Annotated in this window: 23 protein-coding genes and 1 pseudogene; 11 read left to right on the top strand and 13 right to left on the bottom strand. The window is 62.6% G+C overall.

Features of this window, described 5'->3' with window-relative positions; genetic code table 11:
* Nucleotides 1–164 precede the first annotated feature (164 nt).
* Nucleotides 165–1,595 carry an NADP-specific glutamate dehydrogenase gene (gene gdhA / locus C793_RS0106205; protein WP_017430074.1) on the top strand — a complete coding sequence of 477 codons (1,431 nt, stop codon included), beginning with the start codon at nucleotides 165–167 and terminating at the stop codon, nucleotides 1,593–1,595.
* A 246-nt stretch (nucleotides 1,596–1,841) separates the two neighbouring features.
* Here the strand turns inward: gdhA and cysN are convergent, their stop codons facing one another.
* From cysN to C793_RS0106175, 6 genes are all read right to left on the bottom strand, one after another.
* Nucleotides 1,842–3,287, bottom strand: coding sequence for a sulfate adenylyltransferase subunit CysN (gene cysN / locus C793_RS0106200; protein WP_017430073.1), 1,446 nt, complete (start codon nucleotides 3,285–3,287; stop codon nucleotides 1,842–1,844).
* 14 nt (nucleotides 3,288–3,301) lie between these two features.
* On the bottom strand, nucleotides 3,302–4,261 hold the full coding sequence (cysD, locus tag C793_RS0106195; protein ID WP_017430072.1) for a sulfate adenylyltransferase subunit CysD: 960 nt from the start codon (nucleotides 4,259–4,261) through the stop codon (nucleotides 3,302–3,304).
* A 206-nt stretch (nucleotides 4,262–4,467) separates the two neighbouring features.
* Entirely contained in the window at nucleotides 4,468–5,217 is a 750-nt protein-coding gene (locus C793_RS0106190; protein ID WP_017430071.1) for a phosphodiesterase, read from the bottom strand.
* 48 nt (nucleotides 5,218–5,265) lie between these two features.
* A complete protein-coding gene (locus C793_RS0106185) occupies nucleotides 5,266–5,742 on the bottom strand; it encodes a DUF1249 domain-containing protein (RefSeq protein ID WP_017430070.1) in 477 nt (158 codons plus the stop codon).
* 50 nt (nucleotides 5,743–5,792) lie between these two features.
* The gene (locus tag C793_RS0106180; RefSeq protein ID WP_017430069.1) at nucleotides 5,793–6,461 is read right to left on the bottom strand and encodes an NUDIX domain-containing protein; all 669 of its coding nucleotides are present in this window, start codon (nucleotides 6,459–6,461) and stop codon (nucleotides 5,793–5,795) included.
* A 194-nt stretch (nucleotides 6,462–6,655) separates the two neighbouring features.
* Nucleotides 6,656–7,315, bottom strand: a complete 660-nt coding sequence (locus tag C793_RS0106175) for a TRAP transporter TatT component family protein (RefSeq protein WP_026106145.1) — start codon at nucleotides 7,313–7,315, stop codon at nucleotides 6,656–6,658.
* A 209-nt stretch (nucleotides 7,316–7,524) separates the two neighbouring features.
* Here C793_RS0106175 and greB point away from each other — a divergent pair, with 209 nt between their 5' ends.
* From greB to cyoE, 6 genes and pseudogenes are all read left to right on the top strand, one after another.
* Nucleotides 7,525–8,061, top strand: a complete 537-nt coding sequence (greB, locus tag C793_RS0106170; RefSeq protein WP_017430067.1) for a transcription elongation factor GreB — start codon at nucleotides 7,525–7,527, stop codon at nucleotides 8,059–8,061.
* Between the two features lie 643 nt (nucleotides 8,062–8,704).
* Nucleotides 8,705–9,619 (top strand): ubiquinol oxidase subunit II, encoded by a 915-nt coding sequence (gene cyoA / locus C793_RS0106165; RefSeq protein ID WP_017430066.1) that lies wholly within the window; start codon nucleotides 8,705–8,707, stop codon nucleotides 9,617–9,619.
* A gap of 15 nt (nucleotides 9,620–9,634) precedes the next feature.
* A pseudogene (gene cyoB, locus C793_RS13580) lies at nucleotides 9,635–11,653 on the top strand (cytochrome o ubiquinol oxidase subunit I).
* Nucleotides 11,653–12,270, top strand: a complete 618-nt coding sequence (locus tag C793_RS0106155) for a cytochrome o ubiquinol oxidase subunit III (RefSeq protein WP_017430063.1) — start codon at nucleotides 11,653–11,655, stop codon at nucleotides 12,268–12,270. Before cyoB ends, C793_RS0106155 begins: the two are co-directional and overlap by 1 nt.
* 1 nt (nucleotide 12,271) lies before the next feature.
* Nucleotides 12,272–12,604, top strand: a complete 333-nt coding sequence (cyoD, locus tag C793_RS0106150) for a cytochrome o ubiquinol oxidase subunit IV (protein WP_017430062.1) — start codon at nucleotides 12,272–12,274, stop codon at nucleotides 12,602–12,604.
* Nucleotides 12,604–13,503: a heme o synthase gene (cyoE, locus tag C793_RS0106145; protein ID WP_017430061.1), complete on the top strand. Its 900-nt coding sequence runs from the start codon at nucleotides 12,604–12,606 to the stop codon at nucleotides 13,501–13,503. The genes cyoD and cyoE overlap by 1 nt, the downstream gene beginning before the upstream one ends.
* A gap of 90 nt (nucleotides 13,504–13,593) precedes the next feature.
* Here cyoE and C793_RS0106140 read toward each other — a convergent pair whose 3' ends face one another.
* Both C793_RS0106140 and C793_RS0106135 read right to left on the bottom strand, forming a co-directional pair.
* Nucleotides 13,594–14,604, bottom strand: coding sequence for a methyltransferase (locus tag C793_RS0106140; RefSeq protein ID WP_017430060.1), 1,011 nt, complete (start codon nucleotides 14,602–14,604; stop codon nucleotides 13,594–13,596).
* Nucleotides 14,601–15,422 (bottom strand): methyltransferase domain-containing protein, encoded by an 822-nt coding sequence (locus tag C793_RS0106135; protein WP_017430059.1) that lies wholly within the window; start codon nucleotides 15,420–15,422, stop codon nucleotides 14,601–14,603. Before C793_RS0106135 ends, C793_RS0106140 begins: the two co-directional genes overlap by 4 nt.
* Before the next feature lie 230 nt (nucleotides 15,423–15,652).
* Between C793_RS0106135 and C793_RS0106130 the strand changes: the two genes are divergently transcribed.
* Together C793_RS0106130 and cheZ are read left to right on the top strand one after the other, a co-directional pair.
* Nucleotides 15,653–16,096, top strand: coding sequence for a DUF488 domain-containing protein (locus C793_RS0106130; RefSeq protein ID WP_017430058.1), 444 nt, complete (start codon nucleotides 15,653–15,655; stop codon nucleotides 16,094–16,096).
* A 79-nt stretch (nucleotides 16,097–16,175) separates the two neighbouring features.
* The gene (gene cheZ / locus C793_RS0106125) at nucleotides 16,176–16,859 is read left to right on the top strand and encodes a protein phosphatase CheZ (protein WP_017430057.1); all 684 of its coding nucleotides are present in this window, start codon (nucleotides 16,176–16,178) and stop codon (nucleotides 16,857–16,859) included.
* Nucleotides 16,860–17,014: 155 nt separating this feature from the next.
* Here cheZ and C793_RS0106120 read toward each other — a convergent pair whose 3' ends face one another.
* Complete coding sequence (locus tag C793_RS0106120) at nucleotides 17,015–17,572, bottom strand: NADPH-dependent FMN reductase (RefSeq protein WP_017430056.1); 558 nt, start codon at nucleotides 17,570–17,572, stop codon at nucleotides 17,015–17,017.
* Between the two features lie 30 nt (nucleotides 17,573–17,602).
* Entirely contained in the window at nucleotides 17,603–18,604 is a 1,002-nt protein-coding gene (locus C793_RS0106115; protein WP_017430055.1) for a glutathione S-transferase family protein, read from the bottom strand.
* A gap of 128 nt (nucleotides 18,605–18,732) precedes the next feature.
* Here C793_RS0106115 and C793_RS0106110 point away from each other — a divergent pair, with 128 nt between their 5' ends.
* Entirely contained in the window at nucleotides 18,733–19,047 is a 315-nt protein-coding gene (locus tag C793_RS0106110; protein ID WP_017430054.1) for a hypothetical protein, read from the top strand.
* A gap of 93 nt (nucleotides 19,048–19,140) precedes the next feature.
* Here C793_RS0106110 and epmA read toward each other — a convergent pair whose 3' ends face one another.
* Both epmA and efp read right to left on the bottom strand, forming a co-directional pair.
* Nucleotides 19,141–20,193, bottom strand: coding sequence for an EF-P lysine aminoacylase EpmA (epmA, locus tag C793_RS0106105; RefSeq protein WP_051038346.1), 1,053 nt, complete (start codon nucleotides 20,191–20,193; stop codon nucleotides 19,141–19,143).
* On the bottom strand, nucleotides 20,193–20,759 hold the full coding sequence (gene efp, locus C793_RS0106100; protein ID WP_017430052.1) for an elongation factor P: 567 nt from the start codon (nucleotides 20,757–20,759) through the stop codon (nucleotides 20,193–20,195). Before efp ends, epmA begins: the two co-directional genes overlap by 1 nt.
* A 72-nt stretch (nucleotides 20,760–20,831) precedes the next feature.
* Between efp and epmB the strand changes: the two genes are divergently transcribed.
* Nucleotides 20,832–21,836, top strand: coding sequence for an EF-P beta-lysylation protein EpmB (epmB, locus tag C793_RS0106095; RefSeq protein WP_017430051.1), 1,005 nt, complete (start codon nucleotides 20,832–20,834; stop codon nucleotides 21,834–21,836).
* A gap of 114 nt (nucleotides 21,837–21,950) precedes the next feature.
* On the opposite strand, the gene leuA is transcribed toward epmB, so the two are convergent.
* Complete coding sequence (gene leuA, locus C793_RS0106090) at nucleotides 21,951–23,657, bottom strand: 2-isopropylmalate synthase (RefSeq protein WP_017430050.1); 1,707 nt, start codon at nucleotides 23,655–23,657, stop codon at nucleotides 21,951–21,953.
* Nucleotides 23,658–23,847: the final 190 nt, after the last annotated feature.

Below are 23,847 nucleotides of genomic sequence, written 5' to 3'. Positions count from 1 at the left end.
TGCGCGATCCGGTGGAGAGGTACGGTTTTGCAGCCGTTCTTTGGTCGTAAAAGCGGCCTTTTCCTCAAAACCGATTGACGCATAGGGTATGCACCAAGCGCATATTGCGGTTTAATGGGGCGTTTTCTTCATTTCTACACCCATCTACCCGAGGTCATATCAGCATGGTTGATAACAACACGGACCATAACAATGCGGACCACAACACGCCCGATACCCCGGACAATCATCGCCACCTGGAAACCTATGTCCACGACACCCTGACCAGCCTGAAGCACAGCAGCCCGGCACAAACCGAGTTCTACCAGGCGGCCGAAGAGGTGCTGGAATGCCTGCGCCCGCTGTTCAAGCGCTGCCCGCACTACCTGGAACACAACATTATCGAGCGCATCGTGGAGCCCGAGCGCCAGATCATGTTCCGCATCTGCTGGGCGGACGACAACGGCAAGGCCCAGGTCAACAAGGGCTACCGCGTCCAGTTCAACTCGGCGCTGGGGCCGTACAAGGGCGGGCTGCGCTTCCACCCCAGCGTGACCTCGGGCACCATCAAGTTTCTGGGCTTTGAGCAGATTTTCAAAAACGCGCTCACCGGCCTGCCGCTGGGCGGCGGCAAGGGCGGCTCCAACTTTGACCCCAAGGGCAAATCGGATGCCGAAATCATGCGTTTCTGCCAGGCGTACATGACCGAGCTGTACCGCCATATCGGCCCGACCCAGGACGTTCCCGCCGGTGACATCGGCGTGGGGGCGCGCGAAGTCGGCTATCTCTACGGCCAATACAAGCGCATCACCGGCCGTTACGAAGGCATCCTGACCGGCAAGGGGCTGGAATGGGGCGGCTCCATCGGGCGCAAGGAAGCTACCGGCTACGGCGCCGTCTACTTCGCCCAGAATATGCTGAAAGCCCGCCGGGAAACCATCGAAGGCAAGACCTGCCTGGTCTCCGGCGCCGGCAACGTGGCCATCTATACCATTGAAAAACTGCTGGAGCTGGGCGCCAAACCGATCACCTGCTCGGATTCCGGCGGCACCCTGCATGATCCCGAGGGCATTGACCTGGCGCTGCTCAAGGACATCAAGGAAGTCAAGCGTACATCGCTGGAAGACTATCTGACGGCGCGCCCGGATGCCCGCTATATCACCGCGGCCGACTATCCCGGCGAGGAAGGCCACGCCGTCTGGCATATCAAGGCCGATATCGCCTTCCCCTGCGCCACCCAGAACGAGCTTACTGCCGTGGACGCCGAAGCACTGCTGAAAAACGGCGTCGACTGCGTCAGCGAAGGCGCCAACATGCCTTCCACGGCGGATGCCATCAACCGCTTCCTCGACGCGGGTATCGCCTACGGCCCGGGCAAGGCGGCCAATGCCGGCGGCGTTGCCACCAGCCAGCTGGAAATGGCGCAAAACAACAGCATGGAACAGTGGCCGCTGGAAAAGGTCGACGACAAGCTCAAGGCCATCATGGCCGACATCCACGAGCAGTGTGCCGAGACCGCTGCCGAGTTTGATGAGCCCACCAACCTGGTGCTGGGGGCCAATATCGCCGGCTTCCGCCGGGTCGCCGATGCCATGATCGATCACGGCATTGTCTGATGCCCTGACGGCACAGAGCGCGTAACGGCTCTCTGAGTCCGGTACTTTTTTCAGTACCTTTTTCAGTACTTTCTTAACCCCTTTCTTCAGCCCTTTCCCGGTTCGCACGGGGGAAGGGCTGTTTTGGGTGAAGGACTGCTTTTGAGGAAGGGCTGTTTTTTGGTGAAGGCGTGTTTTTTAGCGGCACGCCAACCTGTTAGCGACTCGCCCGGTTAATTGAGGCTAACGACCATAGCTCGGGCCGGGCTATATCAGCCGGCTGATATCCCGAGCCTCCCAGTGGGGGAAATGCTTGCGCACCAGGGCGTTCAGGTCGCGCTCGAAGGCGGCCCAGTCGGTGGTGCCCGCAGCGGCACTGTCGCCCTCTTCCAGCGCACCACGAATCATGCCCGCGCCGACGGTGACGTTGGTTAACCGGTCGATGACGATAAAGCTGCCGGTGCCCGGGCTCTGGCGGTAGTCGTCCACGGGAATCGCCGCGGTCAGCTCCACCTCGCAGCGGGCAATGGTGTTGAGCTCCAGCGAATCGGCCGCGTGGTGTTCCAGCGTATTGACGTCGACCTGGTAGTCAATCGCGCGCACCTGGCCGGAAAGATCCCGGGTCGCGAGCTTGAAGTCGTAAAGCCGGCCCGGCGTCAGGGCGTCTTCGTGCATCCACACGATGTCGGCGGCAAAGGCGTTGGACAGCGGCACGTCTTCGTCCGCCGCGACGATCCAGTCGCCCCGGGAGATGTCGATCTCGTCGTCCAACGTCAGGGTAATCGCCTGGCCCGGATAGGCCGCTTCCAGATCGCCGTCAAAGGTCGCCACGCGCTCGACGCTGGCGGTCTTGCCCGAGGGCAGCGCCTTGACCTGCTGGCCCGGGCGCACGATGCCGGCAGCGAGCGTACCGCAGTAGCCGCGAAAATCGAGGTTCGGGCGGTTGACGTACTGCACCGGCAGACGCAGCTGGGAGAGGTTGCGATCGCGGACGAACTCGATGTTTTCCAGCATCGACATCAGCGTTGCGCCGTCGTGACCCCGCGCCGGGTCAAAGTACCAGGGCGTATGCTCGCTTTCGTTGACCACGTTGTCGCCGGCCAGCGCGGAAAGCGGCACAAAACGAATGTCGGGGGCGTTGAGCTGTTCGGCAAACGCCCGGTAATCGGCGACGATCTCGTTAAACCGCGCCTCGGCGTAGTCCACCAGGTCCATCTTGTTGACCGCAATCACCAGGTGTTCGATACCCACCAGGTCGGCAATGAAGCTGTGGCGGCGGGTTTGCGTCTGCACGCCGTGGCGGGCGTCGATCAGAATCACCGCCAGGCTGGCGGTGGACGCGCCGGTGGCCATGTTGCGGGTGTACTGCTCGTGCCCCGGGGTATCGGCGATAATAAACTTGCGCTTGTCGGTGGAGAAAAACCGATAGGCAACGTCAATAGTGATGCCCTGTTCGCGCTCGGACTGCAGGCCGTCGACCAGCAGCGCTAGGTCGACATCGTCGCCGGTGGTGCCGCTGGTTTTCGACGCCTGGGTAATCGCCGCGAGCTGATCTTCGAAGATCATTTGCGAGTCGTGCAGCAGCCGCCCGATCAGGGTGGACTTGCCGTCGTCGACGCTGCCGCAGGTGATAAAGCGCAGCAGGTCCTTGTTTTCGTGCTCGTGCAGGTACTGCTCGATATTGTCTTCTATCAGTGCTGACTGGTGTGCCATGAAACCGCTCCCCGTTAAAAGTAGCCTTCGCGCTTTTTCTTCTCCATCGAGCCGGTTTGGTCCCGGTCAATGGCGCGCCCGCTGCGCTCCGACGTTTTGGTCAGCAGCATTTCCTGAATAATCTCGGGAAGCGTCGCCGCTTTGGACGCCACCGCGCCGGTCAGCGGGTAGCAGCCCAGGGTTCTAAAGCGCACCGACTTTTCTTCGGGGACCTCGCCCGGCTCCAGCGGCAGGCGGTCGTCGTCGACCATGATGTCCATGCCGTCGCGCTCGACCACCGGACGCGGCGCGGCGTAGTACAGCGGCACGATGTCGATGTTTTCCAGATAGATGTACTGCCAGATATCCAGCTCGGTCCAGTTGGACAGCGGGAACACGCGGATCGACTCACCCTGGTTGACCCTGGCGTTGTAGATGTTCCACAGCTCGGGGCGCTGTTTTTTGGGGTCCCAGCGGTGGTATTTGTCGCGGAACGAGTACACCCGTTCCTTGGCACGGGTGGCTTCTTCATCGCGCCGCGCGCCGCCGAAGGCCGCATCGAAGCCGTGCTTAGTCAGCGCCTGCTTGAGCGCCTGGGTTTTCATGATGTCGGTGTACTTGGCGCTGCCGTGGTCAAACGGGTTGATGTTGGCCGCGCGGCCTTCCTCGTTGGTGTGGACAATCAGGTCCATGCCGGCTTTTTCCGCCATGTGGTCGCGAAACTCGATCATTTCGCGGAATTTCCAGGTGGTGTCGACGTGCATCAGCGGAAACGGCGGCGTGCCCGGGTAGAAGGCCTTGCGCGCCAGGTGCAGCATCACCGAGGAATCCTTGCCGATGGAGTACATCATCACCGGATTGGCGAACTCGGCCGCCACTTCGCGGATGATATGGATGGATTCGGCTTCCAGCTGCTTGAGGTGCGTCAGCCGGGCAGCGCTGAGGGTATCGGCTGCCGGATCGGCGCTCGCGGAAAGAGCGGATGTCTGGGTCATGTGCCACTGCCTCACGGGAAGAAAACGACGCGCAGCCCCGAACGCCATCGGCCCGCAGGGCGTGACGTGGCAGGCGCGCTATGGCAAGGCAGATTACCCCGAACACACCAATAACCCAAAAGAATGTATAACTATCTTTTTATAACGCAGATAGCGACATGGCCGACGCCATCCGGCAATCGCCCGGGCAGGATCGCCCTGCCGCGTTAGTCTCGAGGCCCCACGCTCACCCGCTTGACCCTGGTAGCCAAGGGCTGGCTGTCCAGTGTCAGCACCCGGTAGCCGGGGCGAGCCTCGGCATCAACGGCAAAGTGGGTAGCGCCGGGAAGAAACTGATCCGCCGCTGCCGGGCAGCCGTACACGCCGACCGCGTGCCCACTGCTGTCGGTCAGCGTAGTGGCAAACGCCTGGTGCGCGTGGCCGAACACCACCGCCTGGACTCGGTCATGGCCGTCAAGAAGGCGCCAGAAGGCGTCGCGGTCTTCAAGGCCGATGGCATCCATCCAGTCGGTGCCCACCACAACCGGCGGATGGTGCATGGCGATCAGCGTGGGGCGCTCAAGCCGTTCCAGCTGACGCTTAAGCGCATCAAGTCTTTCGCGGCCCAGCCTGCCCTGGGGCTCGCCGGGCACTTGCGTATTGAGCAGCAGCATTTGCCAGTCGCCGAGCTCTACCGCTTCCACCAGCGGGCGCTCGGCGGCCATGAGATCCAGCCGATCGTGGTTGCCGGGCAGCCAGTGCCAGGGGCACGGCAGCGTATCGAACAGCCGCACCGCAGCGGCGTAGGACGCCGGCGTTTCGTCCTGGCTGATATCGCCGGTGACAACCACCGCATCCGGCCGCTCGGCGGTCACCGCAGCCACCACGGCTTCCAGACGGGCATGGGGCACGCCGGTGCGCGAGCGTGTGGCGGGGTCGGCGTGGAGATGGGTATCGGTAATCTGGATCAGTTTCATGGGCAGGGGGTCATCAAGAGGAGCGGCTATAAGAGGTGCCGCTATCGTTTACGGCGTTTCAGCAACAAAGGCGCTGCGCCCGTGGGCCAGGCCGTGAGCGAGCCATTCGCCGAGAAAACGATTGAGCTGGAGCTTTTCGTCGGGCTGGTGCATGCGCGGATTGGGGTAGCGGTAGCGCCCGCTGAAGTGGCGCTCGCGCTGAAAATCCATGACCTCGGCCATGCGCACGTCGTGGTAAAGGTGCACGCGCATGCGGGGCTGCTCGACCACGCGATCCAGCGGGCCGCTCTGGCTCACCTCTACCAGGGTGGTATAGGGCGCGTTCTGCTGAATAAACAGACGCAGCGTCAAGGCGCTGTCTGCATGAGCCGACTCGGCTTCTACCGGCTCGGGCTCATCGCCCAGGCCGATATCGCGCTGCTGGCCCTCTTGCATGTTGCCGACCAGGCGCAGCAGACGCACGTAGTTGGCGCTGCATTCGCCCTGCAGCGTTTTCAAATCGGTAACGTAGGCATTGCGGGCCATGTAGGCTCCTGCTGGATCAACCACGGATCATGATGACGGGAGAATCAACCTCACGAGGCCGCCGGCGTGCCCAATCGGCGCGCGTGTTCGGGCAACGCCCGCAGCGAGGCGCGCTGACCGGCCAGCCAGTGCATACCGATCAGCGTCATGGCGTTATCCAGCCGCCCGGCCTGCATGAGCTCCCACGCATCGGCGAAGGGTACCACATGCACGCGGATATCCTCGTGCTCATCGGCCACGCCGTGAATACCGCCCAGGTCACCGGCATCCACCAGCGCGCAGAACAGCGTTACCCGCTCATTGCAGGCACCGGGGCTGGGATAGTAGCTGTGCAGCCGCATCAGCTCGTGAACGCTGCAGCCGGCTTCTTCCCGGGCTTCACGACGCGCCACGTCTTCTTCGGTTTCGTCGCTGTCCATCAACCCCGCCACCAGCTCCAGCTTCCACGGCGAGGCATCGTCAACGGCGCCGACGCGGAACTGTTCGATAAACACCAGCGAATCCAGCGCGACATCGTACATGAACACGCCCACCGCGCCGTGGCGGCAATGCAGCTCGCGGCGCATGGGCTCGCTCCAGCCGCCTTCGAACAGGCGGTGGCGCAGGGTCAGCGCTTCAACGTGGAAAAATCCCTGCTGAATAACGTCGCGCGAGGCGATGTCAACGTCGTCACGAGTAAACGGCGGCGTCAGCAGGGATTCAGCGGATAACAATGCCATGAGGGGGCACTCCCGGCCTGAAAAACCGCCCCATTATCGGGGCAGAAGGCCGGGAATGCCAACGCTGTTCACACACCAGAGCCAAACCGGGTACCGGAATCAAACCACTCACCAGTCTCGGACGGCGCGCTCCGGCGGGGCGATCAGGCAGGTTAATCCAGAGCGAGGAAAACAGGCCCAGGGACCGAACAGACTCAAAGGCTATCGAGCAGCTCCCGGGCATCCTCGCGCAGCGATTCGTCCGACGCCTCCCGCGCCTCGCGCGCGGTGCCGTTGACGGCTTTGCGGGCGTGCTCGCGGGCTTCTTCGCGCCGGCCCTCTTCGTCCAGAAAGCTGGCGTAATAATAGTTGACGTCGATGCCGTCGGGACGGATTTCCAGCGCGCGCTGGAACATACGGTCGGCCTTATCGCTGTCGCCAAAGGCAATCAGCCCGCCCGGCACGCGATGATAGAGCACGCCCAGCGTCACATACGCCGAGCCGTTGTTGCCTTCCGGGTCGATCTCAATCGCGCGTTCCAGCGACTTGCGCGCCGCCTTGGCATCGCCCAGCGCCCCCAGCCCGCCGCGTTCGCCGGCATAGGAGGCCAGCACCAGCCCTTTCCACACCAGCAGCTCGGCGTTGTCGGGTTGCTTTTCGGCCAATGCCCGGGCGTCATCGGCCAACTCGCTCAGCGCCGCTTCGCGCTCGTCTTCGGGGGCTTCGGCAAGGACGTATTCCACGCGGTTTTGTAACGCAAACAAGTCGCTGGTTTCATCGCCATGGGCGACACCGGCCCACGCCATCGATGCCAGCGTTACGGCACCGGCCAGGGTCGTGGTCATTGCCATCCGACGGATAACGGGTTGACGCATCGGAACGCTCCTGTTTGGTGTTGTCTTTATCATGCTGTCTCGTTTTGAATAGCCGGGTACTCTGTGGTCCACGGCCCTGGAGCCCAATGTAACGAACGTTTGAATGAATCGCCAGCCGGTTTCGGGATTCCGCTCGTCATCCGGCTATTCCAGGGGGCCGCCCGACCCTTCCAACCCGGGTTGCCGTTTTTTCACGCAACGAGGATGACATGAAAGGCAGAAACATGACGCGCTGGCGCGACCCGGCGAAGGACCCGCGCCAGGAAGCCAAAAGCAACGTGATCACCGCCGAGGGAGCCGAGCGCCTGCGCGGCATACTCGATCATCTTTCGCGGGTGAAGCGCCCGGCGCTTTCCGCCAAGGTAGGCGAAGCCGCCGCCCAGGGCGACCGCTCGGAAAACGCCGACTACACCTACAACAAGAAAGAGCTTGGCCGGGTGCTGGGCCGCATCCGCTATCTCACCAAACGTCTTGACGAGCTACAGGTGGTGGACCGCCTGCCGGCCAATACCCACAGGGTATACTTCGGCGCCTTTGTCGAACTCGAAGACGATGACGGCGAAACGCTCGCGCTGCGTATTGTCGGCCACGACGAAACCGACACCTCAAAGCGCTGGATCAGCGTCGACGCGCCGCTGGCGCGCGCCCTGCTGGGCAAGGCCGTTGACGATGACGTCACCGTGGCGGCCCCCGGCGGCGAGCAACACTACATCGTTACCGGCATCCGTTATTCGCCGGTCGCGTAATGCGCCGACGCCGTCAATGGGCCAGTCTCGTTGCCCGAGCATCCTCCCACCGCTCGTGCTGATGTGACTGCCGTCGAGCGGTCATGCCTTAAAGCATTTTTAATGCTATTTATATGAGAAATTCGTATAAAATCCCGCCGGTGCTTTTCAGCCCCCATTGAACGGGGGTTTTCGCCTATATCTTGATCCATATCAACTCCCGACGTGACCGGGGTGTGGCAAAACGCCGCTTTCCGGCCGGTTTTTGGCTGATCAATAATGCGCCCTCTGCGGTTAAAGCCGCTGCGTTTGAGCCGTTTTCCCTCCCTTTTGCGGCACAGACGTACTGGCTTTACCTGCGGCCTACGCCGGGCGGCGCGTTCCTCCATGCCGCCAGGCACTGATGTTATCCAACGTCGGCTCCGGCTGCGTTATACAGCGTTGGCCACAATTTTCGGCAGGCTTTACCCCATAAATTAGCTTGCTAATAATTAGCCGACCAACGCTGTCCTGGTGCCCGTGGCGTATGCCACCGGCCATCAGGCTATGGGTCCGTGAGTGTCTGGATATAGTGTTTGAGGACAATGTTTGAGAACAGTCTTTGGGGACAGTGTTTGAAGACACAGGAGAACGCGCGCCCTGTTCACTCTCACGAGGTCGCAAGATGAGAAGAAAGAGCTTTACGCGCGCCATCGGCTTTTTGCTGCTGGCGACGCTGCCGCTGCTGCTGGCGGGATGCGGATCGGCGCTGCTGGATTCCAGCGGGCAGGTCGGCCAGGAGCAGACGCGACTGATCCTCACCGCCTTCGGCCTGATGCTGATCGTGGTGATTCCGGTGATCGGCATGACGCTGTGGTTTGCCTTGCGCTACCGCCGGAGCAACAAAAACGCGGTCTACCGGCCCGAGTGGTCGCACTCCACCGCCATCGAGATCGTGGTGTGGCTGGTGCCCTGCGTCATCATCGCCATTCTGGCAACGCTGACGTGGAAAACCTCCCACAGCCTGGACCCGCACAAGGCGCTGGAAAGCGACGCCGAGCCCATGGAAATCCAGGCCGTTTCGCTGGACTGGAAGTGGCTGTTTATCTATCCCGATGAAGGCATTGCCACGGTCAACGAGGTGGCCTTTCCCGAGGATGTGCCGGTGCGCTTTCGCGTGACATCCGGCTCGGTGATGAACTCGTTTTTCATTCCGCGTCTGGGCAGCCAGATCTACGCCATGGCGGGCATGGACAACGACGTCAACCTGATCGCCGATGAAACCGGCACCTACCCCGGGCGCTCGACCAACTACAGCGGCTCGGGTTTCTCCGGCATGACGTTCGATGCCCGCGTCACGTCCCAGGATGACTTTGACGACTGGGTCGCCAACGTCCGCGAGTCAGAGCGTTCGCTGACGTTCCCCAAGGAATACGATCAGCTGGCCAGCCCCTCCCGGGAGGTACCGGTGACGTATTTCTCCGAGATATCGCCCCACCTCTATCAGGACATCGTGCAGAGCTTTCATACCGGCCGCAACGCGGATAGCGAGCCCGGACATGACGGCAAAACGACGATCAACGCGGAGGCAGCGGAGTAAACCATGTTCGGCAACCTGTTCGGAAAACTCGGCCCGGAATCGATTCCCGTCCACGAACCCATCATCATGGGCACCGTCGCGGTTATCGCGGTGGTGGCAGCACTGCTGCTGGGCGCGATTACCTACTTCAGAAAATGACAGTACCTGTGGTCGGAATGGATCACCTCCGTCGACCACAAGAAACTCGGCATCATGTACTTTGTCGTCGCGCTGGTCATGCTGGTGCGTGGCTTCTCCGATGCCATCATGATGCGCAGCCAGCAGGCGCTGGCCGCCGGCGGCGCCGAAGGGTTCCTGCCGCCCCACCACTATGATCAGATCTTTACCGCCCACGGCGTAATCATGATCTTCTTTGTCGCCATGCCCATGGTCATCGGTCTGATGAACCTGATCGTGCCGCTGCAAATCGGCGCGCGCGACGTGGCCTTCCCGTTTCTCAACAACCTCAGCTTCTGGCTGTTCGCCGCCGGGGTGGTGCTGGTCAACCTGTCGCTGTTCATCGGCGAATTTGCCCAAACCGGCTGGCTGGCCTACGCGCCGCTATCGGAGCTCAAATACAGCCCCGATGTGGGGGTCGACTACTGGATATGGGCGTTACAGATATCGGGGATCGGTACCACGCTGACCGGTATCAACTTCTTCGTGACCATTCTCAAGATGCGCACCAAGGGCATGACGATGTTTCGCATGCCGGTGTTCACCTGGACATCGCTGTGCGCCAACGTGCTGATCATCGCGTCGTTCCCGATTCTCACCGCGACCATTGCGATGCTCACTCTGGATCGCTACTTCGGCATGCACTTCTTCACCAATGACTTTGGCGGCAACATGATGATGTACGTCAATCTCATCTGGGCGTGGGGGCATCCCGAGGTCTATATCCTGATCCTGCCGGCCTTTGGCGTCTTCTCCGAGGTTACCGCGACCTTCTCGCGCAAGCGGCTGTTCGGCTACACCACCATGGTGTGGGCGACGGTGTGCATCACCGTGCTGTCGTTTATCGTCTGGCTGCACCACTTCTTCACCATGGGCGCCGGCGCCAACGTCAACGCCTTCTTCGGCATTGCCACGATGATCATCGCCATCCCCACCGGGGTGAAGATCTTCAACTGGCTGTTCACAATGTTCCGCGGCAGCATCCAGTTCACCTCGCCGGTGCTGTGGACGCTGGGCTTCATCGTCACCTTCACCCTGGGCGGCATGACCGGCGTGATGCTCGCGGTCCCCGGCGCCAACTTTGTGCTGCACAACAGCCTGTTCGTCATCGCCCACTTCCACAACGTCATCATCGGCGGCGTGGTCTTTGGCATGATGGCCGGCCTGACCTACTGGTTCCCCAAGGCGTTCGGCTTCACCCTGGACGAGACCTGGGGTAAACGCTCCTTCTGGTGCTGGATCATCGGCTTCTACATGGCGTTCATGCCGCTCTATGTGCTGAGCTTCTTCGGCGCCGCGCGGCGCATGCAGTCCTACGCCAATAGCGACTGGCAGCCGCTGATGATTCTTGCCTGGGTGGGTGCCGTGATCATCATGGCGGGCATTGCCTGCACCGTGATTCAGCTGTACGTCAGCGTGCGCGACCGCAAGCAGCGCCTCGACGTCAGCGGCGACCCCTGGGATGCGCGGACGCTGGAATGGTCAACGTCGTCTCCGGCACCGTTCTACAACTTCGCCCACCTGCCGACCGTCAACGGCATCGACAGCTACTGGGACGACAAGCAACAAAACGGCGCCGATGCCCTGCTCAGCGACGGGCCCTACGAAGATATCCACATGCCCAAAAACACCGTGGCCGGGCCGGTCATGGGCATTTTGAGCATTGGCCTGGGCTTTGCCCTGATCTGGCATATCTGGTGGCTGGCTATCGTCAGCGGTGCGGGCATTTTCGTGGCCTTTATGCTGCGCGTGTTCAACGACGATATCGATTACCACGTTCCCGCCGCCGAGGTGGAACGCACCGAGCGCGAACACCGCGAGCGCTTCCAGCGTCGCGATGAACTCGAGCCCATCAACCGAGTGGAGGTGCGGGCATAATGGCAACGCAAACCATGAACAACCCGGATACCCCAACCGCCGACCATCACGAACATCACGACGATGGCAGCACCCGGGTTTTCGGCTTCTGGGTCTATCTGATGAGCGACCTGGTGATCTTCGGCTCGCTGTTCGCCACCTACGCCGTGCTCTCCGGGGGCACGGCCGGCGGCCCGTCGGGCAAGGATATTTTCGAGCTGCCCTTTGTGCTGGTCGAGACCTTCCTGCTGCTGTTCTCGAGCTTTACCTACGGCATGGGCGTGCTCGCGATGAACGACAACCGCGTCGGCCGGGTAAAAGCCTGGCTGGGCATCACCCTGCTGCTGGGCGCGGGCTTTGTGGGCATGGAGCTTTACGAGTTCCACCATCTGATTGTCGAAGGCTTCGGCCCCGATCGCAGCGCCTTTCTCACCGGGTTCTTTACCCTGGTGGGCACCCACGGCCTGCACGTCAGCTTCGGACTGCTCTGGATTCTGATCATGCTGATTCAGCTTTCCACTCGGGGCCTGACGCCGATGACGCGCCCGCGGATCATGTGCCTGAGCCTGTTCTGGCACTTTCTGGATATCGTCTGGATCTGCGTTTTCTCCTTCGTCTACCTGTTGGGAGTGCTGTGATATGAGCGATTCACATACCGCACCGGGCGGCGCCAGCCACGGCAGCGTCAGGACCTATGTCACCGGGCTGATTCTGTCGCTGGTGCTGACGGTGATTCCGTTTGCCGCGGTGATGAGCGGCGCCTTTGACACCGGCACCACGGTGCTGATCGTGGTGGCCATGGCGGTGGCTCAGATTCTGGTGCAGCTGGTGATGTTCATGCACATGAACACCCACTCCGACGAAGGCTGGAACCTGACGTCGTTTATTTTCACGCTCACTATACTGGCTCTGGTCGTGGGAGGTTCGCTGTGGATCATGCACCACTTGCAGCTCAACATGATGATCGGCTAGTGCAAACGCCGAGCCGATTTCAGGACTACGTCACCCTGACCAAGCCGGGGATTATCGGCGGCAACGTCATCTCGGTGATGGGCGGCTTCTTTCTTGCCGCCCGGGGCGATTTCGATGCGCTGCTGTTCATTGCCACCTTGGTGGGTCTTGGCCTGGTCATTGCCTCGGGGTGCGCGTACAACAACGTCATCGACCGCGATATCGACGCGCTCATGCGCCGTACCCAAAGCCGCCCGCTGGTACAGGGGCGGATCACCCCGGCGGCGACGCTGGTGTTCGCTACTCTGTTGGGAGTCGGCGGCTTCGGCCTGCTGGCGCTGGGCACCAACGCGCTGACCGTCGGGCTTGCCGCCTTCGGCTTTGCGATTTATGTGGGGGCCTACAGCCTCTACATGAAGCGCCACTCGGAGTTTGGCACCCTGATTGGCAGTCTCTCCGGCGCGGTGCCGCCGGTGGTGGGCTACTGCGCGGTCAGCGGGCAGTTTGATGCCGGCGCGATGACGCTGTTGGCGATATTCTGCCTGTGGCAGATGCCGCACTCCTACGCCATTGCCATCTTCCGCCGGGAAGACTACCGCGCGGCGTCGATTCCGGTGCTGCCGGTGGTGCGCGGCATCGAGACCGCCAAGCACTACATCCTCGGCTATATTCTCGCCTTTGTGGTGGCCACGCTGACGCTGAGCCTGGCCGGCTACGCCGGGGTGGGCTACTTCACCGTGGCGCTGGCGATGGGCGTGTACTGGCTGTATCTGGGGCTGGAAGGTTACCGCGCCCGCGACGACGAGAAGTGGGCCAAGCAGGTCTTTGGCTTTTCCATCCTCACTATCACTGCGCTTAGCGTGATGATGTCGGTGGATTCAAGCCTGGTGCCCAACGTGGCGCTGTGGACTACGCTGTAATCCACCGCTAACGCCACCCACGCAAAACCGCGCGACCCGTCTCGGGGCCGTGCGGTTTTTTTATAGATCTCTAGCGACGTTGACCGCGGGTTACCGCGCCGGCGCTTGATACACACGGAACCGGCGGTTGTCGGCGAGCACGTCGAACCCGCCGAAGGCGTGCTTTAGCGGGTCGGCATAGGGCAGAAAAGCGTTGGCCACCAGCACCAGCCGCCCGCCCCGGGTCAGCCAGCCGGCCGCTTCGCTGATCAAGCGTCCGGCCGGGCCGTAGTTGATCTCGCGCTGCTGGTGGAACGGCGGGTTGCTGACGATGAAGTCAAAACGCTCGCCCTCATCCAGCGCGGCATACACATCGCTGGCCAGCACCCGGCCTTTCAGGCCGTTGGCGGCCAGGGTTTCGCGTGTCGCGTCCACGGCAAAATGATTCACGTCCACCGCCGTCACGTCGTGGCCCCGGCGCGCCAGCCAGGCGCTGATAATGCCGTCGCCGCTGCCCACGTCGAGCACCTTCAGCGGTGTGCGGGGCAATGCGGCTTCCAGCGCTTCGAGCAGCAGCGCGGTGCCTTCGTCGACCTTGCCGTGGCCGAAAACCCCCGGATGACTCACCAGGGTCATGCCGTCGGCCTCGAAGCGCTCCCGGCTGGCGGGCGCCGAGGACGCATCAGGCGAGCGGGTTTGGGTCACAAACAGCGAGCAGCGGCGAGCGCCGTCGCGTTTCGCCGATGTCTGCCCGCGCTCGGCGAGCATCTTCGGCGCCCGGCGAATACCGCCGTGGTTCTCCCCCACGATCATCAGCGGCGTCCCCTCGGGCAGGGTGCGGTTCAGCCAGTCCAGCCACCAGCCCGCCAGTTTCAGCGCCTTGGGCCAGAACAGCACCGCCGCCGGCACCGCCTCAAGAGCTGGGTCAAGCGGAGACGCAGCGGGCCTGTCAGCCGAGCGCCAGCGCTCAAGCGTGGCCTCGTCGGCGCTGATGGCGTGGGTGGCAGCGCGCAACAGCCAGGGGTCGTCGGGAGGTTCAACGGCGCAGAAGCCGGCAAAGTCCGGGTCATCGGCGAAGGCGTCGCGTTCGAGTAATTGGCAGCTGGGCGTCCGGGCACTCATGGAAAGGTCTCTTGGGTGGAGGGTTTACGCAGGGTATACAGCAGGTAACGGCCCAGCCGCCAGTGCGGCTCGGCGCGGCAGTAGGCACGCTCCAGAGCCAGCAGCCTGGCCTGGTCGGCGTCATCGACCACCGGCTCGCGCAGGTAGTCCTGGAACAGGCGAATACCCGCCGCGGCGTCGATCTCGAGCCCGGCCGTTTCGGCAAAGCGTTCGATGTCGGCGTGGGTCAGCGGCGACACCGGCGTCAGACGCTTGCCCTTGCCCCAGCCTTCCAGGCGGTCATCCAGCGCCTTTTGCCGATTGCCCTTGATCACGTTGGCAAAGCGCAGCGCGTCGCGGTTGAACACCATCAGGCTCAGCTGCCCGCCAGGCGCCAGCAGCCGGCTCAGGGTCAACAGCGCGGCCTCCGGGTCACCCAGCCATTCCAGCACGGCGTGGCAGATGACCAGCGGCCAGGGGCCGGGGGCTTCGCTCTCCAGCGTTTGAAGCGGCGCCTGTAAACAGGCAATGCGATCGGCAACGGGCTCGGCTGCCAGCTCGCGGCGGGCGTAATCGAGCATATCGGCGGACGGCTCGGCAAGCGTGACCGGATGGCCACGCCGGGCCAGCCAGACGGTCTGCTGGCCCAGGCCGCCGCCGACGTCCAGCGCCGGCTGGCCGGTAAGCCCAAGCATGTCGGGCAACAGCTCGTCCAACAGCGTCAGGCGCAACGCTCCCCGCGGCGCGTTATACAGCGAGCGGGCAAACTTTTCCGCCATGCCGTCAAAGTAGCGGTCACCGTCGGGCGTCAGTTCGGAGGCGGAAGCATGGAATGTCACGCGGGGCAAACTCGATAGCCGGTAGCAGGAAAACAGCCGCCCGGCCGGCGCAGGCTTCAACCCGATGCGCCGACGTCGCGGGTGCAACATGGTAACGCAATTATTCGTACCGGGCAGCGGCCGCACGGAGCAAAATCGACCCGTTGTTGGTAAACGGCTGCCTCCGGTTTTGCTAGACTGTCGACACGACAGTCTGTTGGCAAGCAACCCCACACCCGCGAGGAGGCAAGGTGAGCTACCCGATTGCGCTCAAACGCGTTTACGCGCCTATCGAGCCCGATGACGGGGCCCGAGTGCTGGTCGACCGCCTCTGGCCCAGGGGCAAGGTGCGGGAAACGCTGGCGCTGAGCGCCTGGCACCCGGAAACCGCTCCCCCGGCAGCGCTGCGGCGCCAATATCAGCGCGACCGGCGCAGCGACGCCTCGCTGATCACACGCTATCAGCTGGAACTGCTGAACAACCCGACACTGCTGCTACCGCTGATGCGCTTCGCGCGTAGCGGCCGGCTCACGCTATTGACCACCGGCCGGCGCATTGAAGATTCTCATCTTCCGGTACTGCGTGATAGCCTATTGAATGCGCTTGAGCAAGAGGATGCCGACGACCGCGAGCCGCCCGCCTCACCTCCCTGCTACGCCCGTGACTTCGAGACACCCGGCGGTCAGCCCTATTGAAAGCAGCAGTCAGGAAAGATCGCTCCGCGCGGCCGGACGCAAGGCACCTCATCAGAGTGACAACGTAACGAGGACAAGGATGGCAACCACCAACAATGCCCACGACGGCACCATGCCGCCTGTACAGGATGAGGCCGGCGCTGACGACATGATTCAGCGTATTGGCCAGCTCACGCGCTCGCTGCGCGAGAGCATGAAAGAGCTGGGGCTTGATCAGCAAATCGAGCAGGCGGCGCAGGCCATTCCCGATGCCAACGACCGTCTGCGCTATGTGGCTGCCATGACCGAACAGGCCGCCGAACGCTCGCTCAACGCCGTGGAGCGCGCCCAGCCCAGCCAGAACAAGCTGGAAAGCGAAAGCCAGGCGCTGCTGGCCCGCTGGAATGACCCCGAAACTCTCGCCGCCGGCGCCGATGCGCACAAAAAGCTGTTTGATGATACTCGGCATTTTCTTGCCGAACAGGTGCCTGCCCATACCGGCACGACACAGAAAGAGCTGCTGGAAGTCATGATGGCGCAGGACTTTCAGGACCTCACCGGCCAGGTCATCAAGAAGATGATGGACGTGATCCGTCAGATTGAAAACGAGCTGGTGCAGGTCCTCATGGATAACGTCCCCAACGTGACCGAGGGCACCCGCCAGGAAGACGAGCGCGACGAACACGCCAAGCTGCGCAACGGCCCGCAGATGGATACCGCGAAAAACGGTGTCGTCAGCGATCAGGATCAGGTCGATGACCTGCTCGACGACCTGGGCTTTTGATCCCGGGTTTTCAAGCCTCTCCTTCAGGCAGATATCGCCGGCTCATGCAGCCGGCACCCTCGGCGATGCGCCGGGCAGAGACACAAGCCGACCGCTGACGCCCGCGGCACGGCAGCACCCCGTCAGCCGGAATCCGCCGCGCCTTTAGCCCCTGATCAGCGCATGGTTTTCAGCGCCGTGGCCCAGCGTCCGATCATCTCGACCAGGGTTTGCGCGCTTTGCGTGTGCATATCGGTGGGGTGGAATACGCCATCGTGCAAATGTTCGCCGACCATGGGGATCAGCACCTGCTGTTTTACCGGCACCATTTCCATGGTGCTAACGGTGTGCCTGGCGGTTTCCACCGCGCGGATGCCGCCGGAAATCCCGCCGTAGCTCACAAAGCCCGCGGGCTTGAAGTTCCACTCCTTGTAGAGGTAGTCCAGCGCGTTGAAAAACGTCGGCGGCGCGGTGTGGTTGTACTCCGGCAGCACAAAGACAAAGGCATCCGACTGCTCGACGATCTCCGACCAGCGCCGGGTGTGAGCGTGCTCGTAATCCTGCAGCATCGGGTGGCGCGGCTCATCGTAAAGCGGCAGGTCGATCTCTTTCAGGTCGGCCACTGCCACCTCAAGGTGGGGCGCGTGCTCTTTGGCATAACCTTCAAACCAGTCGGCCACGGCCTTGCCCACGCGGCCCGGGCGGGTGCTGGTAATCACAATCGTCAGTTTCATTGAGTCGCCTTTTTTGGAGGGGGGAGAAAGTTACGCGCCGCGCACGCCACGCCCGGGCAGCCGTTCGCGGTCGTGGGGGCGTTCAAGGTCAAGCACCGGCCCTTTGGGCACAATGCCGTTGGGGTTAATGCTCGCGTGGCTCAGGTAATAGTGGCGCTGGATGTGGTCAAAATCGACCGTCTCCCTGATGCCCGGCCACTGATACAGCTCGCGCAGGTAGTTCGACAGATTCGGGTAGTCCTCGATCCGGCGCAGGTTGCATTTGAAATGCCCGTGATAGACGGCGTTAAAGCGTATCAGCGTGGTAAACAGGCGAATATCCGCCTCGGTCAGCCACTCACCGGCCAGGTAGCGCTGCTCGCCAAGCCTTGCTTCCATGCGATCAAGCGCGGCAAAAAGCGCCTCGACATGACGCTCGTAAACGCCCTGCTCGGTGGCAAAGCCGGCCTTGTAGACGCCGTTATTGATGTGCTCGTAGACGTCAGCGTTGACGGCATCGATGGTCTCGCGCAAATCTTCCGGGTAGAAATCCAGCCGGTTGCCGGTGAGCTCGTCAAATGCCGAGTTCAGCATACGCACCAGATCCGCCGACTCGTTGTTGACGATGCGCCCGTCGCGCTTGTCCCACAGCGCCGGCACCGTTACCCGCCCGGTGTACTCGGGGTCGGCCAGGGTGTAGAGCTGATGATGATAGTCAACGCCGTTGACCGCATCGCCGCTGGAGCCTTCCGCTACGTTATACGTCCAGCCCTTCTCGCGCATCAGCGGACTGGTATGCGACACGCCGATCAGCCCTTCCAGCCCCTTCAGCTTGCGCATGATCAGCGCGCGGTGCGCCCAGGGGCAGGCCAGCGAAACATACAGATGAAAACGATCCGCCTCGGCGGCCACGCCCGGATGGCCATCTGCCGTGGGCCTGCCGTCAGCGGTCACCCAGTCGCGCAGCTGGGCGGACTCGCGGACAAACTCGCCGCCGTGTTTGGCGGTGTCGTAGCCCTGATCGTGCCATTCACCGTTGATCAACAAACCCATGCCGGCCTCCTGTCGTAGCGTTTCATATCGTGCTCTGCCGTTTACCTACCCTCGGCCTCTCGCGTTTCCCCCCCTGATCGCTATTCAGATAACCTTGGGCAGTGACAAGCCCCGCAAGGAGAAAGCGCATGCATCAACATATCGAGTGGGACGCACCGGGGGCGCAAAGCGTTACAGCGTACTATGCCCAACACCCCGAGAACTACAGCGAACCGCACCGTGGCAGTATTGTGTCCGGGCATTATCAGGGCGCCAATGTGCGCGTGAAAGTGGAAGCCTACAAGGATTCGGTGAGTATCGGCGAAGTGGCTGCCATCATTGATACCCGGGGCAAACGCTTCAAGCAGCTGGGCAAAATAAGCCTGGGCGACATGGTGCGCCTGCCCGATGACGAGCGCGCCTTTGAAATGATGGACAACACGCCCTTCGATGATGGGGATTAGCGAGTGCCGACGCCTTGTCGCGCAGCAGCCATAACGTGCGCGACGTTTTTCATCATGCGATATCTACGCTATTTGCTGACAGCACATAGCATCTCAGCAGGCTGGCGTGGCAAATGCCATCACCTCGGCCAGGGTATATTTACCCAGCGCCAGCTGGATAACGCGATCCAGCCCCAGCGCCACGCCGCTGCCTTCGGGCAGGCCGTGGTCCAGCGCGGCGACCAGCCGCATATCGACGTCGACTTCGTCAAAACCCAACTCGCGGCGCTCGGCGTTGTCGGCCTCAAAGCGCGCCTGCTGTTCGGCGGCGTCCGTTAGCTCATCGTAGCCGTTGGCCAGCTCCACACCCTGGAAGTACAGCTCAAAGCGCGAAGCGACTTCATCGCCGTAGGCGTCTACGTGGCGGCGAGCAAGAGCCGCCTGGCTGGCCGGGTAGTCGACCACCGCTACCAGTTTGCCCTGGCACTTCTCACCCGGCGCTTTTCCCTGCTCGGCGTCTCCCCAGCCAAGGTTCGGCTCAATCACAAAGCTCATCAGCAGGTCGAGGCAGGTGTCCCGGGGCTCATCATCCAGCGCGCCCTCGGGCATAGAGCCGCGCTCTTCGGCGAGACGGCGCAGCCGCACGAGCGGCACGCTGAACGGGTCGATCTCGAGCTGATCGTAAAACAGCTCGCGGTAGGCGTAGCAGCGAAGCGGCGTCTGCCCGTCGGGCAGGACGGATTCAGGCAGCAGCTTCCGAATCAGCGCGGCGGTTTCCTCCATCAGCGCCGCCAGGCCCATACCCGGCCGATACCATTCGAGCATGGTGAACTCGATATTGTGCCGCCGCCCGACCTCGCCGTCGCGAAAGCTTTTGGCCAGCTGGTAGATCGGCCCGCTGCCGGCTGCCAGCAGACGCTTCATGTGGAACTCGGGGGAGGTGCGCAGCCACAGGCGCTGACGCCCGGCAGCGGTATGCGCCAGGCTCGAAAGCGACGCCAGATGGACATCGGTGCTGCCGCCCTGGCCGAGCACTGGGGTTTCCACTTCCAGCACGTTGCGCTCGGCAAAAAAGGCCCGCACCCGGGTCATCAGCCGAGCGCGGGCATGTAGCGTGGCCATATCAGCTGTGGGCTGCCAGGCCGACTCGGTATGAGGGGGACGCATCAGGCGCGAGAGACGTAGGACCCGGTACGGGTATCGACCTTGAGCACTTCGCCTTCGTTGATAAACAGCGGGACGTTCACTACCGCGCCGGACGACAGCGTGGCCGGCTTGGAGCCGCCCTGGGCGGTATCGCCCTTGAGACCCGGATCGGTCTGGGTAACTTCCAGCTCGATGAAATTGGGCGGCGTGACCTGGATGGCATTGTCGTTCCACAGCGTCACGGTGTAGGGCGCCTGCTCCTTGAGCCACTTCTCATCGTCGCCCAGCGCTCGCTTCTCGACCGCGTACTGCTCGAAGGAGCCGTCGGTCTGCATGAAGTACCACATGTCGCCGTCGGTGTAGAGATACTCCATCTCCAGCTCCATGACGTCCGCGCCTTCCAGCGAATCGCCGGACTTGAAAGTGCGCTCCCAGACACGACCGGTCATCAGGTTGCGCAGCTTCACCCGGTTGAAGGCCTGCCCTTTGCCCGGCTTGACCAGCTCGTTGGAGACGATGGAGCACGGATCGCCGTCGAGCATTACCTTCAGCCCGCCCTTGAATTCGTTGGTAGAATGATTGGCCATAGTGCCTCGCATTGCGTTGTCAAAAAGTGAGTCGAAAGCGTCAGCGCGCATTCTAACCCGAAGGAGGGCTTTTTGCAGGACACCACCTTGATCGTCAAAGACAGCGCCGGCTGGAAGCGCCAGCTCTCCCGGGCGGTGCGCGACCCGCTGGAACTGTGCCGCCGCCTTGCGCTTGACGAAAGCCTGCTGCCCGGCGCCAAAGGCGGCCACGCGCTGTTCGAGACCTGCGTGCCCGAGGCGTTTTTAGCCCGCATCACGCCGGCCGACGCCAGCGACCCGCTGCTGCGCCAGGTGCTGCCGCTGAGCGAAGAAACCCGCGCGGTGTCCGGCTTTATCGACGACCCGCTGGAAGAGGCCGAGCAGCGCCCGGCTCGGGGGCTGATTCATAAATACCACGGCCGGGTGCTGCTGATCGCCAGCCCCACCTGCGCGGTGAACTGCCGCTACTGCTTTCGTCGCCACTTCCCCTACGCCGACAACGCGCCCTCCCGCGCCCAGTGGCTGGAAGCGCTCGACTATCTGCGCGACGACGACTCCATCCGCGAGGCGATTTTCTCCGGCGGCGACCCGCTGGCGGCCAATGATAAACAGCTGGCCTGGCTGGTCGACGAGCTTGAAGGCATCGCGCATATCAAGCGGCTGCGGATTCACACGCGGCTGCCGGTAGTCATCCCCGACCGCGTCGACGACGCCCTGCTCGCCTGGCTTTCCGCCACCCGGCTGCAAACGGTGATGGTGTTGCATATCAACCACGCCAACGAAATCGACGCGGCGGTCGTCAACGCCTGCGCGCGGCTGCAAAAAGCGGGCGTGACGATTTTGAACCAGAGCGTCATATTGCGCGGGGTGAACGACAGCGTAGCGGCGCTTGAAGCGCTTTCCGAGCGGCTTTTCGAGGCGCGCATTCTGCCCTACTACCTGCACGTGCTCGACCCGGTGGCGGGGGCGGCGCACTTTGACGTCAGCGACGACGAGGCCCGCGAGCTGGTGGACAAACTGCGCGAGCGCCTGCCGGGCTTTTTAATGCCCAGGCTCGTCCGCGAGATCCCCGGCGCGCCGAGCAAAACGCCGCTGTAAGAGGTTTAGCTCTTCCCCGCCTACGCGCTTTTTCTTCGCGTTTTCTGTCTCCGCAACATACAAAACCGGCGCTCGCAGGCGCCGGTCATGTGAAACAGGAGGAAGAAAGAAGCGTCAGGCAAGCGTTGCCGAGGTGACATTGGCCGCCGGCGCCCGAGTGGAATGCTCGCGGTTGATGGCGCTGAGCACGCCTTTCATGGAGGCGCTGGTGATGCTCTCGTCAATGCCCACGCCAAATACGGCGCTGTCGCCCACGCGCACCTGAACATAGGCGACCGCTTCGGCATCAGCGCCCTGCCCGCGCGAGTGCTCGTGGTAGTCGATGATTTCCACGTCGTGGCCGGCGCTTGAAAGCGCCTGCACAAAGGCCGCCAGCGGGCCGTTACCCTCGCCCTTGAGCATTTTGCGCTCGCCGTTCAGATCGACCGTGGCCTCCAGGTTCACCCGGGGGCTATCCGGCTCCGAAGACAGGCGATGGCTGGCGAGTACAAAGGGCGCCGTGCGTTCCAGATACTCGTCGCTGAACGCCTGGTAGATCATCTGCGAGGTGATCTCACGCCCGGTGCGCTCGGCGACTTCCTGCACCACCTGGCTGAACTCCATCGACAGCCGGCGCGGCAGCACTACACCGTGTTCTTCCTCCAGCAGGTAGGAAACACCGCCCTTGCCCGACTGGCTGTTAACGCGGATTACCGCCTCGTAGCTGCGGCCCACGTCCAGCGGATCGATGGGCAGATACGGCACGGCCCAGGGCGCGTCGGGATGTTCGCGGTGCTCGTTCATGCCCTTCTTGATCGCGTCCTGGTGCGAACCGGAGAAAGCCGTGAACACCAGATCGCCGACGTAGGGATGGCGCGGGTGGACCGGGAGCTGGTTGCAGTGCTCCACCTCGCGCATGATCGGGGTGATGTTGGAGAAATCCAGCGCCGGATGAACACCCTGGGTATAGAGGTTCATGGCCATGGTAACCAGATCGACGTTGCCGGTACGCTCGCCGTTGCCGAACAGCGTGCCCTCCACGCGGTCGGCGCCGGCCATCAGCCCCAGCTCGGCGGCAGCCACGGCCGTGCCGCGATCGTTGTGCGGGTGCAGGCTGATCACCATCGCCTCGCGGTGGTTGACTTCGCGGCAGAACCATTCGATCTGGTCGGCGTAGTTGTTCGGCGTGGCGCATTCCAGCGTGGCCGGCAGGTTGACGGTCATGCGGTGCTGCGTTGTGGGCTGGTAAACCTCGGTGACCGCGTTGACAATCTCGACGGCAAAATCCATCTCGGTGGTGGAAAACAGCTCCGGCGAGTATTGGAAGGTCCAGTTCGTTTCCGGCGCGGCGTTCATGGCGTCGCGGATCTGCCGGGTGGCTTCCCGGGCGATATTGATGCAGTCCTGCTGGTCGACGTTGAAGACCACCCGGCGGAATACCGGATCGGTGGCGTTATAGACGTGGACGATGGCGTTTTTCGCGCCCTTGAGCGCCTCGAAGCTACGCTCGATCAGGTGCGGGCGCGCCTGGGTGAGTACCTGAATGGATACATCGTCGGGGACCTTGTCCTGCTCGATCAGGCCGCGCACGAAATCAAAGTCGGTCTGCGAGGCCGACGGAAAGCCCACCTCGATCTGCTTGAAGCCGATATTGACCAGCATGTCGAAAAAACGCTGCTTGCGCTCCTGGTCCATGGGATCAATCAGCGCCTGGTTGCCGTCGCGCAGATCGACGCTGGCCCAGATCGGCGGGGTGTCGATACGCTGCGACGGCCACTGGCGATCGGGTAGGTCCACGGCGGTGAAGGGACGATATTTTTGCGCGGGATCAGACAACATCATGGCAACTCTCCTGAACGGTGAAGAAACGCGGTGAAGGGGAAAACGGATGGCCGGGACACCGGAATACCCACGTAAAACGCCCCTTCACCTCGGGGGATGAAGGGGCGCATAAAAAAGGGGTGCCGGCAAAACGGACGCGGAAAAACCGCGCGAAGCTTGAAACGGCTACCATCGCTGTACCGGCAACTAT

It is taken from the genome of Vreelandella jeotgali Hwa, assembly GCF_000334215.1.
Taxonomy (GTDB): domain Bacteria; phylum Pseudomonadota; class Gammaproteobacteria; order Pseudomonadales; family Halomonadaceae; genus Vreelandella; species Vreelandella jeotgali.
This window is presented reverse-complemented; position numbering and strand designations above follow the sequence as displayed.

Bases quoted from the DNA above. Each gene is read 5' to 3' on its own strand.
- gdhA (WP_017430074.1), top strand. From the start codon at position 165: ATGGTTGATAACAACACGGACCATAACAATGCGGACCACAACACGCCC.
- cysN (WP_017430073.1), bottom strand. From the start codon at position 3,287: ATGGCACACCAGTCAGCACTGATAGAAGACAATATCGAGCAGTACCTG.
- cysD (WP_017430072.1), bottom strand. From the start codon at position 4,261: ATGACCCAGACATCCGCTCTTTCCGCGAGCGCCGATCCGGCAGCCGAT.
- C793_RS0106190 (WP_017430071.1), bottom strand. From the start codon at position 5,217: ATGAAACTGATCCAGATTACCGATACCCATCTCCACGCCGACCCCGCC.
- C793_RS0106185 (WP_017430070.1), bottom strand. From the start codon at position 5,742: ATGGCCCGCAATGCCTACGTTACCGATTTGAAAACGCTGCAGGGCGAA.
- C793_RS0106180 (WP_017430069.1), bottom strand. From the start codon at position 6,461: ATGGCATTGTTATCCGCTGAATCCCTGCTGACGCCGCCGTTTACTCGT.
- C793_RS0106175 (WP_026106145.1), bottom strand. From the start codon at position 7,315: ATGCGTCAACCCGTTATCCGTCGGATGGCAATGACCACGACCCTGGCC.
- greB (WP_017430067.1), top strand. From the start codon at position 7,525: ATGAAAGGCAGAAACATGACGCGCTGGCGCGACCCGGCGAAGGACCCG.
- cyoA (WP_017430066.1), top strand. From the start codon at position 8,705: ATGAGAAGAAAGAGCTTTACGCGCGCCATCGGCTTTTTGCTGCTGGCG.
- C793_RS0106155 (WP_017430063.1), top strand. From the start codon at position 11,653: ATGGCAACGCAAACCATGAACAACCCGGATACCCCAACCGCCGACCAT.
- cyoD (WP_017430062.1), top strand. From the start codon at position 12,272: ATGAGCGATTCACATACCGCACCGGGCGGCGCCAGCCACGGCAGCGTC.
- C793_RS0106140 (WP_017430060.1), bottom strand. From the start codon at position 14,604: ATGAGTGCCCGGACGCCCAGCTGCCAATTACTCGAACGCGACGCCTTC.
- cheZ (WP_017430057.1), top strand. From the start codon at position 16,176: ATGGCAACCACCAACAATGCCCACGACGGCACCATGCCGCCTGTACAG.
- C793_RS0106120 (WP_017430056.1), bottom strand. From the start codon at position 17,572: ATGAAACTGACGATTGTGATTACCAGCACCCGCCCGGGCCGCGTGGGC.
- C793_RS0106115 (WP_017430055.1), bottom strand. From the start codon at position 18,604: ATGGGTTTGTTGATCAACGGTGAATGGCACGATCAGGGCTACGACACC.
- C793_RS0106110 (WP_017430054.1), top strand. From the start codon at position 18,733: ATGCATCAACATATCGAGTGGGACGCACCGGGGGCGCAAAGCGTTACA.
- epmA (WP_051038346.1), bottom strand. From the start codon at position 20,193: ATGCGTCCCCCTCATACCGAGTCGGCCTGGCAGCCCACAGCTGATATG.
- efp (WP_017430052.1), bottom strand. From the start codon at position 20,759: ATGGCCAATCATTCTACCAACGAATTCAAGGGCGGGCTGAAGGTAATG.
- leuA (WP_017430050.1), bottom strand. From the start codon at position 23,657: ATGATGTTGTCTGATCCCGCGCAAAAATATCGTCCCTTCACCGCCGTG.